Raw genomic sequence first — 17483 nt, forward strand, 5'->3', positions numbered from 1 at the left:
TTATGCGGGAATTAACAAGAGATGATGTAAACGCTGCTGTCAAAGGCGGCTCTGTATTTGCCAGCGGCGGCGGAGGCTGGGTGGATCATGGACTGGAGATTGGGCACGCGGCACTGAGTATCGGACGACCGAAGCTCCTGTCGGTAGATGAACTGCCGGATGACGCCATTATATTGACATGTACCGCAATTGGGGCACCTGCCGGACGAGACTGGCAAATGCTTGGAAAGGACTACATTAAGGCTGTTCAGCTAATCATTGAAAACTATGATGGCAAAATAGCCGGGGTCATGACTCCGCAGAATGGCATGTCCAGCACGATTAACGGTTGGCTGCCGGCAGCAGCCCTTGGTCTTGCTGTTATTGATGCTACTGGAGATATCCGCGCACATCCGACAGGCAAGATGGGCTCACTTGGCCTCGCGTCTTCTATTGATTACGAGACGATACAAGCAGTGGCTGGCGGCAAACCAGAGATTGGCAGCTACATGGAACTTGTGGTTAAGGGAACTCCGGCACGGACCTCCAATATACTGCGTACTGCTTCGGACATGGCGGGTGGGTTTATTGCTGCCGCACGGCACCCGCTCCCGATCAAACATATTAAGAAGCACGCTGCGATCGGTGGCATCTCGATAGCGATTGAGTTGGGCCGTGTCATTATGGAGGCAGAGCCGGATGGTCCGGAAGCGGTGCTAGAGGCCGTGGTACACAAGACCAATGGAAGAATCCTCGGCAGAGGGACGGTGACGACAAAAAATGTTCATTATTCAGGTGCTTTCGATGTGGGTACGATCGAAGTATCCATCCCCAACCGTAGGCTTACACTTCATGTGATGAATGAATATATGGCTGTTGAGGACGATGAAGGTACACGCCTGACCACGTTCCCGGACGTAATTACTACGTTTGACCTGAAGAAGGGTCTGCCTGTGAGTGTAGGAGATGTTGAAGAGGGTATGGAAATAGCGGTCTTCGCCATTGATAAATCCAAGGTACCACTGAGTTCCAGTGTAAAGGACCCCACCGTATATCCCGAGGTGGAAGAAATGCTGGGCATCGATTTGCAGAGCTATGCTTTTGACAAGGAGAAAACAATCTATGCTTGAGGAGAGCATTCTCTTGCTCAGCTCTAACCAAATTGTATTGGACGGAAGCCGCATGACCATTGAGGATGTGGAGAGTGTGGCTCGTTCGCGGAGATCCGTAGTGATTGCAGATGAAGCCTGGGAACGACTAGTCTCTGCACGTAAAGTAATTTATGAACTAGCTGCAGAAGGCGTTCCTGTCTATGGACTGAATCGTGGAGTAGGCTGGAATAAGGACAAGGTCATCGGAGATGATTATTTTGAAGGTTATAACCGGAATTTATTGTTATCTCACAGTGCTGGGGTGAAGCCGGAGGCTACAGAAGATGTCGTTCGTGCTGTGATGCTTGCCCGGTTAAATAGCCTGCTTGCAGGAGCTACCGGTGCTCAGCCCGGTATTGCCAAACGTTATGCAGATTTTCTCAATATGGGTATTCACCCGGTTCTACCGCTTCGCGGATCTGTGGGTGCGGCGGATATTACCTCGATTTCGCATATCGGTCTGGCCATGATTGGTAAAGGTGAAGTGAACATGGCAGGCAATCGGATACCAGCGAGCGATGCGTTAATGGTAATGAGTTTGGAACCCCTGCGCCTTGGCCCCAAGGACGGTCTGGCTATCGTCAGTTCCAATGCTCTCTCAGCCGGAAACGGAGCACTGGCGCTCTTCGACATCCAAGAATTACTGGATACCGCAGACTCTGTATACGCGCTGTCTTTGGAAGCCATCCGGGGAAATATTAGTCCGTTGGATGAAGCGGTTCATCTCAAGCGTCCTTTTCCAGGGCAGTTAAAGAGCCTGGCCATGGTCCGGCGTAGTCTGCGAGGCAGCGGACTCTGGAATGGTTTTAATCCTGATTCGCTGCAAGACCCGCTGAGCTTCCGTGACGCTTGCCAGATTCATGGTGCGGCAAGAGATGCTTATGCCTATGCGCGCCAGCAGCTTGAAGTTCATCTCAATAGCTCGGACGATAACCCCTGTGTGCTGACAGAAGAGCGGAGAATCTTGTCCTGCGCCAATTATGATCCCATAACATGGACATTAGGCTTCGAGATGCTTGGAAGTGCGCTGCATCATGTATCCAAAAGTTCATGCTATCGCATGATCAAGCTGGGTGACCCGGACTTTACAGGGTTAAGCCGTTTCTTAACTGCTGATTCGAGCCGCTCCGTCGGTTTCTGCACGGTTCAGAAAACAGCAACCTCACTGGATGCAGAAATTCGTCATTTGAGTAATCCCGTTTCATCTGATTATTTCTCACTCGCGGGAGACATGGAGGATCATGCTGCCAATTCTCCTTACGTTGTAAGCAAGGTAAGAGAGATTGTTGATCGTGTTACTTATATTTTGGCGATTGAAGCGCTCCATGCTGCTCAAGCTATTGATCTGCGTATGGATATGACTCTGGGTGAGGGGACAAGAGCAGGTTATGAACTGTTGCGTTCCGAGGTTCCTTTTTTGTCAGAAGACCGTAATCAAACCATAGATATAGAGCGTGCTTACCTTCTGCTTAAGGAAGGGAAATGGCTGAAAGCAGTTCGTGGGAAGATGAACTAATTCTCTCAATAATGATGGAAAGAGGAGGAAGTTACAATGGCACATGTTGATCCCCAGTGGTCTTTACGGGACCATTCCCAAGAGGGCTGGCAAATTCGTGCGGAGGTCAGTCCAAAGTGGATTCGCGTAAAATTTGACCGGCAGTTTATCGCAGACAGCAAGGAAGTTCTCGTTGTTACCGAAACAGGCAGACTCCCCGTTTATTATTTTCCGAAGAAAGATGTGAACCTTGACGTATTCATACCTTCAGAAAAGCTGGTGAATGATCCGTATAAAGGAAATCAATTGTTTTGGCATATTAGCAGCGGTGGACGTACGGTAGAGAATGCGGTATGGAGCTATTCGGGTGTGCAACAGGAAGAGGTCTATTTGCAGGATCATTATTCTTTTTCATGGAACAAAGTAGATGCCTGGTATGAAGAAGAGGAAGAAGTATTCGTTCATGCGCGGGACCCGTATTCTAGGGTGGATGCGATTCCAGCCTCACGTCATGTTCAAATCGAGTTAGATGGAGTAATTGTTGCTGATAGCAAGCGACCTGTGATTCTCTATGAGACAGGATTGACCCCGCGTTATTATCTTCATCAGGAGGATGTGCGCCTTGATTTGTTGAAGCCCGTTGATTTAACCACAACTTGCCCTTATAAAGGGATTGCCAGCTATTGGACTGCTTCAGTTAATGGAAGAGAATACAATAATCTTGTTTGGAGCTATAAGGACCCATTACCAGAAGTTCATGAAGTTGAAGGACTGTTATGCTTTTATCATGAGTCAGTGGATGCGCTCTATGTGGATGGGGTAAAGTGGTCCCTATCTGCTGATGATCGCCTTCCTTACCGCAATTTAGGATGGGGGGTAAAGTGAAATGGTAAATCATCTGGATTCATCTATTGCCTGCTCTCTGCGTCAGGAAGATAAACTAATGTTGAAGGCAGATCTAAATCCGCGCCGGGTTCACATCACGTTTGCTGGTGAGACTATTGCGGACAGCACACGTGTTATTACACTTCATGAGCGCGGCAAGCTACCGGTTTATTATTTTCCACAAGTAGATGTGTCGCAACAATTTCTGGTGAAGACCGAGTTGCAGACCCACTGCCCTATTAAAGGGGATGCTTCTTACTGGACCATTCAAGTGGGTGAGCGTATTTCTGAAAATGCAGTCTGGGGTTATGAGAATCCACTTAAGGACATCGAGTCGATCAAAGGTTTTGTGGCTTTCTATTGGAACAAGGTGGACGCCTGGTATGAAGAAGAAGAGCAGATCTTCGTCCACCCGCGTGACCCATACAAGCGAGTTGATGCGATCCAAAGTTCCCGCCATGTTCAGATCGTTCTAGATGGCATCAAGCTTGCAGATAGCCGCCGCCCGATGATTGTATTTGAAACGGGCGTCCCCGTTCGCTATTATCTTCCGATTGAAGACGTGGATCAGAATGTGCTCACCGCAAATGACAAGCATACATCCTGCCCTTATAAAGGTGATGCATCCTACTGGACGGCTGTTCTCAATGGACAGACCTATGAGAATATCGTGTGGAGCTATCTAAATCCAATTCCTGAAATTCCAAAGATTGCTGGATTGATGTCGTTTTATAATGAGCAAGTCGATGTCTATGTGGATGGCGAGTTACAGCCCAAACCAAAATGGTACTATTCTGCACTTGAATTCTTTAATGAAACTGAAGTAACTGTCAGAAGACAATGATGAGTGTGTGATGGGGGACTCTGTCTGCTGCATAAGCGGATAGCGCCCTTTTTTTGATGATTGGCTCAAAAGCCTTGTCAATACACAACGATTTGAATACCTTATGACATAACACAAAAGAGGAGGAGATTACATGAGTGAAGTAGGATATGGAAATGTTGGAGGTCTTGGTGGATACGGTGGTTTCACATCCATCGGTGCAATCCTTGTTCTGTTCATCTTGTTGGTCATCATCTCTAAAGCGTTCCTGGTTTAATTCCTTTACCTTATGAACAACTCTGCTGGCATTCCGCTGGCAGAGTCTTTTTGTCATGATTACAATTTGAAAGCGTTTGACATATAGAATTATCAATCTATAATTATGGAGTTATGCATTCAACATAGAATGGATGAAGTTAAGGAGAATAGGTTGGAATGACACTTAAAAAAAGGATCTTTTTGCTGTTTTTTCTCAGTGCGTTTATTCCCTTCATTAGTATATTTGCAATTTCCTACTACACCATTGATTCCATTTTTGCGAACAAGATCGATGATGGCATTCGGAGCAATTTACAGCAGGTGACTTCCTCACTGGAGAATTCGATCACCAACCTGAATCATGTTACTCAGCAATTGTCTTACAGTGGTACATTAGGTAAAAAGTTGGATGAGGTGTTGAAACCATCCTCCAATATATTTGAATTGATTGAAACGCGGGATGAATTAAAGAGCGAATTAAATGTCGTAACGTTTACCAACCCGAATATAGGTTTGACATTGTATTATTTTCAGAAGGATGGCTCCACACAGTTCGGAAACTTTCCCATAAAGGACCGTTTTTCACCCGAATCTTTGCCTGTGCTCTCCAAAGCATATGGGATCACCTACTATGGTCCTCATGTCAGTATGAACCGGTTTGATGATCAACTCGTCTTATCCGCCATGCGGAAGGTAAAATTACCCCAGAGGGACGATGCTTATATTTACGTTGAATCCGGTTTTCACCTTGCGCAGGATATATTGGGTTACAATCAGTACAAAGGAGATTTATCCCACTTGATCCTCGATGGAGAGGGAAACATTGTGTATAGTGAGATTCCCGAAGCGATGAAAGTCGGTGAGAATTTTTCCAGCTTATCGAATGGTACAGCATCGGACGGAATAGCTCGCGGTCATCATTGGTTCAGACAGGACTCCACTCAGAACTGGAGCGTTGTGTCGGTGATCTCGCAGGCCAAGTATCAACAGGAGAAAAACCAATGGTTGCTTCAAATATTACTGGTCGCTTTATTTTTCCTTGGCTTTACGGTATTTCTGGCTTGGTTGCTGTGGAAGATGGTTTATAAACCCCTCGGTCTGTTCCATTCGCAAATCAACGGAATGTCTCAAAATCCACAAACGGCAGGCAGTCAGACCCGTACGCAAATTCCCGAATTTGATTTTCTGTTAGGCGAATTCTCGAATATGCAGCATCAAATCGGTGACCTCTTTAAAGAGGTGCAGCAGAAAGAGAAAATTCGTGCAGATCTTGAAGTGGAAAAGCTGCTGTACCAGATCAATCCTCATTTTTTGATGAATACGCTGGATACGGTCCACTGGCTGGCGGTAATGAATGGACAAGGGGAGATCGACAAGCTGGTGCAGTCCCTGAATAAGCTGTTGTATTACAATTTAGGTAAATTGGGACAGGTTTCCACAATGGAAGAAGAGATTGATGCGCTTAGACAGTACTTGACCCTGCAGCAAATCCGATATGATTTTGAATTTGATGTGCGTATTTCCGCAGATGAGCAAGTGCTTCAGATACCTGTACCTCGTTTTATACTACAACCGTTGGTTGAAAATTCACTTTATCACGGACTGAGCGACGAAGGTTTTATTCAAATTGAAGTCACACGCAAAGAAACGCTAAACATTATGATTCAGGATAACGGAGCAGGCATGACGGAGGAAGCGATTGAAAGACTTCTGAACAACCGTGTAGCTGAACATCAAAAAGTAGGGATGGGCATTGGGCTCAATTACGTTCACCGCATGTTAAAAGCACAATACGGTGATCAAGCTCAACTGGTGATTGAGAGTGAATTGGGAACAGGGACAAGCATATTGCTTATACTTCCGATCAAAGGAGAAGATATCTCGGCATGATTAAGGTATTGATTGTGGATGACGATAAATTGGTACGAAAAGGAATAAGCTCCGCGATGCCGTGGAACGAGTTCGGCATGGAGGTAGTTGGAGAAGCAAGTAACGGGGCTAAGGCATTGGATTTTCTGGAATCCAACTCGGTAGATCTGATGTTAACGGATCTGGCGATGCCGGTGATGTCTGGCATTGAACTGATGCGCGCTGCAAGGCAGCTCTACCCCGAGCTTCATATTGTCGTGCTTACCCTTCATCAGGATTTCGATTATATCCAAGAGGCGCTTAGGCTGGGAGCGATCGATTATATAGCCAAAGTTCAGCTCGAGAAGGAGCAGTTCGAACATGTGCTGAATCGAATACATACCCGGATTGGTGAGCTCGCGAATACAAGACGAAAGCTGCCGCAGCTTGGTGAAACCAATATCCATTACCGTAAAGTGTATGCTCTGGTTTCACTGGACCGAAAGTCCGGCCAGAATTGGCCCATTGGACTCGAATCCAATGTAGACGAGGTCCTATTTGAAGTGGAACGGAACAGCTGGATGTGGGCGGCATCCCTGGATGGAGAGGATCAGCTATTCGATAGATTGAAGGGATACTTGGATCAAATTCCCCAAGGAGCCCTACTGGTATTGTCTGATGTCCAAGAACGGACATGGTCGCAAATTCAAAACTGGATTATAAACTATACAGAAACGTCCTTATTTTATGCGTATGAACCCCAAGATCCGGTTATTGCCGTTTCCTTGAATGAACAAGACACTTCTCCAACAGAACCTCAGGATGAGGACATGGATCGAATTAAGCGAAGTTGGTTTCTATCTCCGTGGACGCATAACGACAATTTTTATAACCAGCTTGTTGAAGAGTTTAAATCCCTAAGGCTGCAAAAAGGGCAATTGATGGGATTACTGTATTCCCTGGTCATGGAGTGGAACCATCTTTTTGCCCAGACTACGCTGGGCAGAATCTCAATGATCCATTCTTTTCAATCCTGGTACGAAGTGGAACAGTGGATCAAGCAGACCTCTGAGAGTATTCGAAAGGCGGATGAACAGACTTCGTATTCTCAGGAAATGATAGATGGTGTGAAAAAAGCCGTGATGATTATGCAAAATGATTTGGATCAGGCTTTTACAGCTTCAGGGCTGTCCCAGCAACTCAACATTAGTCGAAGTTATTTCAGCCAATGCTTCAAGGACATCATGGGAAAAACCTTTAATGATTACTCCCGATATATCCGAATGGAGAAGTCGAAAGAGTATTTATTGAACACAAACAACACGATTTTCTGGATTGCAGAGCGGGTGGGTTATACGGATGAGAAATATTTCAGCCGAATCTTTCGCGAACTGACAGGCGTGCTGCCTAGTGAATATCGACAATTAGGCAGAGCGGACAAATAGTGTGCGCTCCACATAACCGACTGAAATCCGGTGAAAGAAGGGAAAGCAATGATCAAGAAGATGGCTGCGTGTGTTGTTGTCGTCAGCTTGATTGCAGGTATCGCATTTTTCAGTATTTCTTACTTTCGGGAATCGCCTATTGGACCAGCAACATCTATACCTGACACAGCCTCCACCGATCCATTTGGCAGATATGAACATCCCGTTTCCATCCGGTTGGGATATGTGGTCGACCCAACTGGTACGGATCTCTCTGAAGGAGAGACATTAGAAAAGAACATGTGGAAAACGGCGATTAAACAAAACCTTAACATTGATGTCGAAGTCATGTGGCAGGTATCCAAAGAGAATTTCGGTCAGAAAATTGATTTGGCTATCGCCAGCAATGATTTGCCAGATGCGATGATCGTTAATCAGGTTCAGTTGAATGAGATGGTCAAAGCGGGAGAAATTGAAGATCTAACCAAGGCATACGCAAGCAGCGCTTCACCCGAGATGAAGAAAATTATCGACAGCACTAATGGATTGGCACGGGAACAAGTGACCTTTGAAGGGAAAATGATGGCTGTTCCGTCTGTGACGGCGGAAGACTTCAGCATGCTCTGGATCAGGCAGGACTGGTTGGATCATCTTGGGTTGAAACCACCGAAAACGGTGGACGAATTGGAAGCAATAGCGAAGGCCTTTGTGGAGCAGGACCCGGATACGAACGGGAAACGGGATACGATCGGGCTTGCCTCAAGCACAAGTCTGTTTAACGATTTCAACAACAGTGCTTTTGCTTTTGATCTAACACCGATCTTCGCGGCTTATGGAGCTTTCCCCGGATATTGGCTCGAAAAAGATGGAAAACCTGTATACGGTTCGATTCTACCAGAGACAAAGAACGCTTTGGTCAGGCTTCGTGATATGTATGCCAAAGGTCTCCTTGATCCAGATCTGGGCATCCGAAAAGAACCAGAGGAAACCGTCATTAGCGGACAGGCGGGGATGTTCTTTCAAGGTTTCTTTGCAGGCTACTGGCCGCTCCCAAGCGCTTGGCTGAATGATCCCAAGGCGAACTGGCAGGCTTACGCGCTCCCACTGGATGCAAATGGAGCATTTCGTGTGAAGGTGGATAATCCCTCAAGTTCTTTCCTGGTGGTTCGCAAAGGGTATGCTCATCCGGAAGCGATCATTAAAATAAACAATCTATACCTCCGGGATGAGTTCAAGTATGGTACGAGTTTTATGCTCAGCCGCAATTTCTTTGCTCCAGCAGATGAAGCCCGATTTGAATCCAAAGCCGTGCAGGAGATTCTGGCTGGAACCAAATCCCCAGCTGATTTCAAGGACAAGTCCGAATATAAGCTGTTGGAAAATACGGTTTCGACGATAAAACAAACCAAGCTAAAGCCTTATGATCAACTTGGCATTTCGTATTGGGATCAGCACAGTGAGAACTTTATGCGTGGTTATTCATTACTCGTGGGTGGAAGAAACTTCTTTGATCCGAATATTCATAAAGTTCGAAGCCTTACCTACAAACGCACGCCAGCCATGGAGAGCTCGTGGGTTAAACTGTCCAAATTGGAACATGATACGTTTTTGAAAATTATTTTAGGCGCTGCACCGATCGATTCATTCGATCAATTTGTACAGGAGTGGAAGGAACAGGGCGGCGATCAAGTAACTGCTGAAGTGACTGCATCCCAGAATCAACGCTGAAGAGCTAACCTATACAACGCTGAATTCCACACGTTTTTGTACTCAATTCAATCATTCATAGCCGGTAGACTCCTGTTTGAGGAGTTTGCCGGTTTTTCTTTGTGCCACACTCGCTGTGCTACCTTCCCTTATTAACGAGGATAGACAAATGTAAGTCAGTAGGTAAGATAAATGTTCACAACCTCCATGTTGATCGTTGATCCGAGTGAAAACTGTATACATTTCTCTATCCAAACTAGCGTTTAATCCCTATCTCGATTAAGCTTCTCCAAGTTTTATAATGAAAGCGCAAACAACATGATAGAGAAATAATCAGAACGAAGGGGAGTTGAATTTGATGAGAAAAAATTGGTCAATAAAAAGCAAACTGTTGACGAAACGACTGGCTGTGCTGTCCATGTCCGCATTGATGGTTTCCGTCCTTGCAGCCTGTGGGGGATCCTCCAATCCACCGACTGCTGAGGATGCAGGCCAATATGAGGTAACACCTGGAGATCCGTTCAGTGCCTATAAAGACGAAGTGACGGTAACGATGGGGCGTGTTACGACGGCGAACCCGAAATTACCGGCTGGAGATACATATGAGAACAATGCGTATACCCGTCTGGTTAAAGAATCGTTTAACGCACAAATTAAGGACCAATTTGAGGCTAACGGTGAAGATTACAGTCGTCAAGTTTCTCTTGCAATCGCTTCCGGGGAACTGCCCGATATGATGCGTGTCGATTCCAAGGATGAACTTAAAGAACTGGTTGATAATGATCTGATTGAAGATCTGACGGAAGTATACAAACAATATGCCACCGATAACATCAAACAGGTTTACGACTCCTACGATGGCCGTGCACTGGACAATGCCACGATTGATGGCCGACTGATGGGCCTTCCAGCAACCTCTCTGGACTCCGCACCAACTATGGTTTGGGTTCGTCAGGATTGGCTGGATGTGCTGGGAATCAAACTAGATGTTGACGGAGACGGTGCCATCAAGCTCGAAGATGTAGAGAAAACAGCAGAAGAGTTCCTGAAAAAAGATCCTGGGCAAACCGGGAAACCGGTGGGCATTCCTTTTGTGAACACCCTGAATACGACGGACTATAATGGTTCTGCCTACACCATGCTGGGTGTTGCTTCAACCGAAGGGGCGTATCCTCAATACTGGATGAAGGGTGAAGACGGCAGCATCGTTTATGGTTCAACTACAGAGGAAACCAAGCAGATGCTGGGTGTTATGGCCGACTGGTTCAAGAGAGGTATCATTGACCCGCAATTTGGAACTCGTACTTTTGATGATATCAATGCACTATACACAAACGGTCAGAGCGGAATTGCTTTTGGACCGTGGCACATTCCAGACTGGGGACTGAGCAGTGTTAAACAGATGGATAAACATGCGAAATTCACGGCTTACACGTTGGAAGATGCAGACGGCAAGGTAAACGTGGCACACGCCAATCCATCCGGTCAGTTTATCGTAGTGAGAAAAGGATATGAACACCCGGAACTCGCGATTAAAATTATAAATCTGTTCTACGATAAACTGGCAAATGACAAAGATGTCGCAACTACCATGCCAGAGGCAGCCAAGTATTTGGAAAGCGGCGTAGACGGTTCAACCAGACCTTTTAATATCGAAGTCAACTCGGCAACCTCACTGCTGGATGATTACTCCGACGTCGTTCGTGGAATTAAAGGCGAGATCGGTTTGGATCAAGTTCGTACAACAGAATCGAAGAACAATATTGGCAGTATCCAAACGTACTTGAAAGACCAGGATACGGATGATGTAACAGCTTGGTCGAAATATCACTCACGTATGAACGGAGTGGGGCTAATTGATAAGTTGACCCAAGAAGGCAAATTTAACTGGATGACGCCAGCGTTCTCTGGAACTACACCAAGCATGAAACAGACGTGGGCTAACCTGACCAAGATGGAACAGGAATCTTTCATCAAAATCATAACGGGTGCAGAACCGCTGGATTACTTCGAAACATTCGTCACCAATTGGAAGAAACAAGGCGGCGATCAAGTGATCCAGGAGATCGAAGCCGAGACCACATCCCAAAAATAATTAAGCTAACACTGCTGACAGGCTGCGCTAAGCAGCCTTTCTTCAGGAAAGGGGTTCATCCATGAAGCAGGAAAAATATAAAGCAAGAAACCGCTTGGGCACGGGTGCCATGTATCATATGATGATGCTGCCAGGCATTTTATTTTTGCTGGTATTCAGCTACATTCCAATGGTTGGTGTCATTACGGCGTTTCAGGATTATGTACCAGCCAAAGGTATGTTTGGCTCCGAGTTTGTTGGACTCAAGCATTTTATTTATATGTTCAAACTGCCGGACATCGGCCAAGTGATCAGCAATACGTTGGTGATTGCCATCGCCAAGATTCTACTCGGGACACTGATGGCCATCATTTTTTCCATTTTATTAAATGAAATCCGTTTTAAATTCGTTAAAAAATCCGTGCAGACCATTGTATATCTGCCTCACTTTTTGTCTTGGGTCGTTCTGGCCTCCGTGGTCGTTAACATGTTCAGCCTGGATGGAAGTGTAAATCAGATTTTAGCCTTTTTCGGCTTGGAAAATATTAATTTTCTCGGAAGCAATACCTGGTTCCAACCGCTAATTATCGGGACGGACGTATGGAAGGAATTCGGTTATAGTTCCATCGTTTATTTGGCTGCAATTACCTCGATTGATCCCGGCCTATATGAAGCGTCAGGCATAGATGGAGCGAGCTGGTGGAGAAAAGTATGGCATATTACATTGCCGGGTATGCTGCCTATTATCCTGCTCATGGGGGTCATGAGTCTGACCAATATTTTGAGCGCAGGCTTCGATCAAATCTACAATCTGTATAACCCGGTTGTCTATGAGTCGGGCGATATTCTGGATACCTATGTATACCGGATTGGTCTCGTTGGCAGACAGTATAGTTTTGGTACGGCTGTTGGGTTGTTCAAGTCAGTGATCGGTATTGTTCTATTATTGTCCGCCAACGAATTGGCCAAAAAATACACCGACAGAAAAATATTCTAAGGAGGCGAAACTTGTGTCTTATTCCGCAAGCCTGAAAGACCGAATGGGCCGGTTTGTCATCTACGCCATCGTTATATTGCTGGCTTTGATCTGCCTCCTTCCATTATGGAATATCGTTGCGATTTCATTCAGCAGCAGTGAGGCCGTCTCGGCCAATGCCGTAGGTCTGTTACCCGTCAAGTTTACAACAGCCGCTTATTCGAAAATTATTGAGGATGCGCAGTTCTGGCGATCCTTTGGCATTTCCGTTCTACGTGTGGCTCTATCCCTTATACTCAACATGATTCTTATTGTTTTGATGGCTTACCCGCTCTCCAAATCGAAAAGGGAGTTTAAGGGCAGAAATATATATATGAATGTCATGATTTTTGCCATGCTGTTCAGTGGGGGCATGATCCCTAGTTATCTGTTGATCAAAAACCTGGATATGCTCAATACAATTTGGTCGCTTGTACTGCCAGGTGCTGTCCCGATATTCAGTGTCATCCTTGTGATGAACTTCTTCGCCGCAGTACCTAAAGCGCTTGAAGAAGCGGCTTTTATCGATGGAGCGAACGCATTGCAGGTTCTGTTCAAAGTGTATGTGCCCGTGTCTATTCCGGCGCTGGCGACTGTATCCCTATTCAGTATCGTGGGCACATGGAATGATTTCTTTAGTGGATTGATCTATATGACCAAAGTCAGCAATTATCCGTTAATGACCTACATACAGTCTCTTAACGTAAATATTGCTGAACTTCTGCAATCCGGCACAAACTCAGCTCAGCTCAGCAATCTGACTGAGATTTCGAACAAAAATCTAAATGCAGCCAAAATCGTAGTGGCTGTCATTCCGCTGCTGCTGATTTATCCGCTGCTGCAAAAATACTTTGTAACCGGAATTGTTGTGGGGTCGGTAAAAGAATAATAGTGAATGAAACGGAAATTGGATAAGCAGAATCTGGTTCAAGAGAAAGGTGGTGCGTTATGGGAAATAAAAGTTGGTGGAAAGAAATTGTCGTATATCAAATTTATCCCCGCAGCTTTCAAGATAGCAATGGTGACGGAATCGGGGATCTGAAAGGTGTATTATCCCGACTCGATTATCTGAAGGATCTTGGGATAGGTGCGATCTGGCTGTCACCAGTGTGCAAGTCCCCGCAAGATGACAACGGGTATGACATTTCCGATTATCAGGATATCGATCCGATGTTTGGTTCACTTGAAGATATGGAATTGCTGATTCAGGAAGCAGGCAAGCGGGACATCCGAATTATCATGGATCTGGTGCTTAACCACTCATCAGACGAGCACCCCTGGTTCAAGGAAGCCCGGAAAAGCAAGGATAATCCGTACCACGATTATTATGTGTGGAGAGATGGTGTGGAAGGAACACCTCCCAACGATTTAGGTTCAACGTTTGGTGGATCGGCTTGGGAATGGGTCCCCGAGTTGGGACAGTATTATCTGCATCTTTTCTCTGTTAAACAACCGGATCTCAACTGGGAGAACCCCAAGGTACGGCAAGAGATATATGATATGATTCAATGGTGGATGGATAAAGGCGTAGGTGGTTTCCGTCTTGATGTTATCGATCTGATTGGCAAGCAGCCTGACCTCAAAATTACAGGAAATGGGCCAAATCTGCATGAATATATGCGTGAACTCAGTAAAGAGACATTCCAGAAGGGTGATCTGCTAACCGTCGGAGAAACCTGGGGAGCAACGCCCGAGAGTGCCAAGCTTTATAGCAACCCGGACGGCAGTGAACTATCCATGGTCTTCCAATTTGAACACATTAGCTTGGATGAGCAGGAGGGGAAAGGCAAGTGGGATCTCCAGCCGCTGGATCTGCTTCAATTAAAGAAAGTGTTATCCAAATGGCAGACCGAGCTGAAAGGAGAAGCCTGGAACAGCTTGTTCTGGAACAACCATGACCTTCCGCGGATCGTGTCCCGTTGGGGAAATGACGGGGAATATCGTGTGCAGTCTGCCAAAATGCTGGCTACTCTTCTTCATGGCATGCAAGGTACGCCATATGTGTACCAGGGTGAAGAGTTAGGCATGACGAACGTACGTTACCCTATTGAAGAATACCGTGATATTGAGTTGCTGAATCTGTATAAGGAACGGGTCGAGAATGGGTATCCAGAGGAAGAAGTGATGGAATCCATTTATGCAAAAGGCCGTGATAACTCACGTACGCCGATGCAGTGGGATGCTTCCGAAAATGCGGGTTTTACGGAAGGCAAACCATGGATCTTGGTAAATCCGAATTACACGGAGATTAATGCGGAAGAATCTATACATGATCCGGATTCCATTTACCATTACTATAAAACACTGATTCAGCTGCGAAAAGAGCATGAAGTGATCATTTATGGGGATTATGAACTGTTGTATCCGGAAGACACCAACCTTTTTGCTTACACACGAACACTTGGTGATACCAAATTGCTAGTCCTGTGCAACTTCTATGGCAAAGTTGTTCCATTCCAGCTTCCAAGCGAATTTGCAGGGGATAAAAGATTATTAATTAGTAACTATTCGGACGTTGTTTCAGAGAACGCACTTCGTCCTTATGAAGCAAGGATGTATCTGCTTGTGTAATTTCAAAAGAGGGTTGAGGGCGAATAGCCTTCAACCCTTTTTTTTGACAAAAAGAAGCTTTTGCAAGAAAACATCAAGCGCCATGGAATGTGAATGTTCCTTGTGGCGAATGATGGAGAAGCTGCGTTCCAGATGCAGCTGTCTAATTCGCAGTTCTTCGACTTCCCCGGTTGCCAACTCCTTATGAACAATCCATCTGGATACCATTGCAATTCCGAGTCCCGCAGCAACAGCTTCCTTCACACCCTGACTGCTGGTGAAAACATAGGACCGCTTCGGACGGATTGCAGTCTGTTCCATAAAATGATCGCTAAACGCGCGTGTTCCCGAACCCAACTCACGAAGAACCCAGACCTGATCCTGAAGCAAGTTCTGCTCTACCACGACGGAACCGGAAAGGGGGTGACCGGAAGGAGCTACTACGATCATCTCATCTTTCATGTAAGGGATAACGTCAAGGTCAATCGAGGCTTGAGCTTCACCCTCCACAAATCCGATATCCAGTTGATTTCCCCTAACCGCAGACAGAATCTCTTGGGTATTGCCAATCGTAACCTGAATGTTGACCTGCGGATACTGTGATGCGAATTCTGCCAATTTCTTAGGCAAAATGTATTCACCGATGGTGAAGCTGGCTCCGATCTGAATGCTTCCGGTCACCTCATTCCGCAGCATCTGAATTTCCTGCCGAGCTTCATCGTAGCGGGCCTGAATGACTTTGGCATGTCTGTAGAGGATTGCCCCCGCTTCAGTCAGGGACACTTGTTTTGGAGAACGATGCAGCAGCTTGGCTCCCAGCTCATTCTCCAGATTTTTGATATGAAGGCTTACCCCAGGTTGGGACAGATTCAGCAGTTCTGCGGCCTTGGAGAAATGGCTTTGTTCCGCAACGGTAACGAAGACTTTTAACGCATCAGTTATCATTAGAATTCCTCATTTGAACAGTGTATTTTCTTGGTTATAAGCCTATTGAGCTCATTTTAGCATAAGATACCTAATCAATCATAAGTTTTTGTAATGATTAGGATCGCAGATTCATATTTCACTTCCTTCCTGTCTACTTCTATAGTAAGGATATACTTTATCCAATAAGGAAGTGTGGAGCTATGATTTTACAGACACAATTGAGATTCGTTAAAAACATAAAAGGTGTTAGGAACAGGGGATTTCTGCAGGGGATCGGACTGACTTTATTACTCTCGTTTATCGCCAAGCTGCTGGGTTATCTACCGCTTTTAAATATTATGGGTCAATTGGTTATTGCAATTCTGCTAGGTATCCTGTACCGGGCAGTGCGTGGCGTTCCGCTGACCGCTCAATCAGGGATCTCCTTTTCGGCAAAACGATTGCTGCGGTTTGGCATCATCCTGCTTGGTTTGAAGTTGAACCTTCTGGATATTGTCCATGCAGGCTACAAAGTCGTTGCGCTAGCGGCAATTAATGTTGTTGTTACGATTTTTGTTGTCTACGGACTGAGCAAATGGTTAAAGATCGACAAACGAATAGGGCTGCTGACTGCTTGTGGAACAGCCATCTGCGGTGCAGCGGCAGTGGTCGCGATTGCGCCACAGATCAAGGCCAAAGATGAAGAAACGGCAGTAGGTGCGGCCACGGTAGCTATATTGGGAACAATCTTCACCCTTGCATACACATTGTTATACCCGGTATTGGGTTTAAGTGCGAAAGGATATGGCTTATTCACAGGAGCTACACTGCATGAAGTGGCACACGTCATCGCTGGGGCTGCACCAGGAGGGCAAGCGGCAATAGATATGGCAGTTATCGTCAAGCTAACCCGGGTCGCTATGCTGGTCCCGATTGCACTGATCATCGGTTTGTGGAGTGCACGACAGGCGCGTGGTGGAGAGCAAAAATCATCTAAAGGTATCCGCTGGCGAGAATTGCCAGTGCCTTGGTTCATTTTCGGGTTTCTGGCTATGAGTGGATTAAACACGCTGGGCATTATTCCACAAGAGATGATCTCGGGACTTCTGGTTCTGTCCTATATGCTGCTGGCGATGGCGATGGCTGGATTGGGGTTGGGTGTGGATATTGCAACCTTCCGTCGTCTAGGCAAGAAACCTTTTTTGGCAGGATTACTGGGCTCTATTGTGTTGTCCATTCTCGGCTTCATGCTCGTTTGTGGCTTTGGCCTGAACTAAGGCGTGTGTTCAAACTTAGGTATTCCCCTAAATGACGTTAACAAAAAGCACGCATTGACCCTAAGTGGATCAATGCGTGCTTTTTGTTGTT

General features: G+C 46.0%; 14 protein-coding genes. 13 read left to right on the forward strand and 1 reads right to left on the reverse strand.

What is annotated here, in order from left to right; genetic code table 11:
• Window positions 1-2 precede the first annotated feature (2 nt).
• The 12 genes from BLS14_RS04535 (at window position 3) to BLS14_RS04590 (ending at window position 15230) form a co-directional block, all read left to right on the forward strand.
• Window positions 3-1109 (forward strand): DUF917 domain-containing protein, encoded by a 1107-nt coding sequence (locus BLS14_RS04535; RefSeq protein ID WP_063565151.1) that lies wholly within the window; start codon window positions 3-5, stop codon window positions 1107-1109.
• Window positions 1102-2646: an HAL/PAL/TAL family ammonia-lyase gene (hutH, locus tag BLS14_RS04540; protein ID WP_090949744.1), complete on the forward strand. Its 1545-nt coding sequence runs from the start codon at window positions 1102-1104 to the stop codon at window positions 2644-2646. The genes BLS14_RS04535 and hutH overlap by 8 nt, the downstream gene beginning before the upstream one ends.
• Window positions 2647-2682: 36 nt before the next feature.
• Window positions 2683-3510 carry a DUF427 domain-containing protein gene (locus BLS14_RS04545; RefSeq protein ID WP_090949746.1) on the forward strand — a complete coding sequence of 276 codons (828 nt, stop codon included), beginning with the start codon at window positions 2683-2685 and terminating at the stop codon, window positions 3508-3510.
• Between the two features lies 1 nt (window position 3511).
• On the forward strand, window positions 3512-4354 hold the full coding sequence (locus tag BLS14_RS04550) for a DUF427 domain-containing protein (RefSeq protein WP_063565148.1): 843 nt from the start codon (window positions 3512-3514) through the stop codon (window positions 4352-4354).
• Window positions 4355-4487: 133 nt separating this feature from the next.
• Window positions 4488-4610: a sporulation protein YjcZ gene (locus tag BLS14_RS04555; RefSeq protein ID WP_079697598.1), complete on the forward strand. Its 123-nt coding sequence runs from the start codon at window positions 4488-4490 to the stop codon at window positions 4608-4610.
• Window positions 4611-4768: 158 nt separating this feature from the next.
• Window positions 4769-6481: a sensor histidine kinase gene (locus BLS14_RS04560; protein ID WP_063565147.1), complete on the forward strand. Its 1713-nt coding sequence runs from the start codon at window positions 4769-4771 to the stop codon at window positions 6479-6481.
• Entirely contained in the window at window positions 6478-7884 is a 1407-nt protein-coding gene (locus tag BLS14_RS04565; protein WP_072732748.1) for a response regulator transcription factor, read from the forward strand. The genes BLS14_RS04560 and BLS14_RS04565 overlap by 4 nt, the downstream gene beginning before the upstream one ends.
• Before the next feature lie 48 nt (window positions 7885-7932).
• A complete protein-coding gene (locus BLS14_RS04570) occupies window positions 7933-9591 on the forward strand; it encodes an extracellular solute-binding protein (RefSeq protein ID WP_256336142.1) in 1659 nt (552 codons plus the stop codon).
• A 337-nt stretch (window positions 9592-9928) separates the two neighbouring features.
• Window positions 9929-11665: an extracellular solute-binding protein gene (locus BLS14_RS04575; RefSeq protein ID WP_090949748.1), complete on the forward strand. Its 1737-nt coding sequence runs from the start codon at window positions 9929-9931 to the stop codon at window positions 11663-11665.
• Between the two features lie 61 nt (window positions 11666-11726).
• On the forward strand, window positions 11727-12641 hold the full coding sequence (locus tag BLS14_RS04580; protein WP_063565144.1) for an ABC transporter permease: 915 nt from the start codon (window positions 11727-11729) through the stop codon (window positions 12639-12641).
• A 13-nt stretch (window positions 12642-12654) separates the two neighbouring features.
• Window positions 12655-13548 (forward strand): carbohydrate ABC transporter permease, encoded by an 894-nt coding sequence (locus BLS14_RS04585; protein WP_079697595.1) that lies wholly within the window; start codon window positions 12655-12657, stop codon window positions 13546-13548.
• A gap of 59 nt (window positions 13549-13607) precedes the next feature.
• Complete coding sequence (locus BLS14_RS04590) at window positions 13608-15230, forward strand: glycoside hydrolase family 13 protein (RefSeq protein WP_090949751.1); 1623 nt, start codon at window positions 13608-13610, stop codon at window positions 15228-15230.
• Window positions 15231-15260: 30 nt separating this feature from the next.
• Here the strand turns inward: BLS14_RS04590 and BLS14_RS04595 are convergent, their stop codons facing one another.
• Entirely contained in the window at window positions 15261-16154 is an 894-nt protein-coding gene (locus BLS14_RS04595) for a LysR family transcriptional regulator (RefSeq protein WP_090949753.1), read from the reverse strand.
• Between the two features lie 182 nt (window positions 16155-16336).
• On the opposite strand from BLS14_RS04595, the gene BLS14_RS04600 reads away from it, so the two are divergent.
• Window positions 16337-17392, forward strand: a complete 1056-nt coding sequence (locus BLS14_RS04600) for a YeiH family protein (protein WP_090949757.1) — start codon at window positions 16337-16339, stop codon at window positions 17390-17392.
• Window positions 17393-17483: the final 91 nt, after the last annotated feature.

It is taken from the genome of Paenibacillus sp. OK060 (assembly GCF_900101205.1).
Classification (GTDB): Bacteria; Bacillota; Bacilli; order Paenibacillales; family Paenibacillaceae; genus Paenibacillus; species Paenibacillus marchantiae.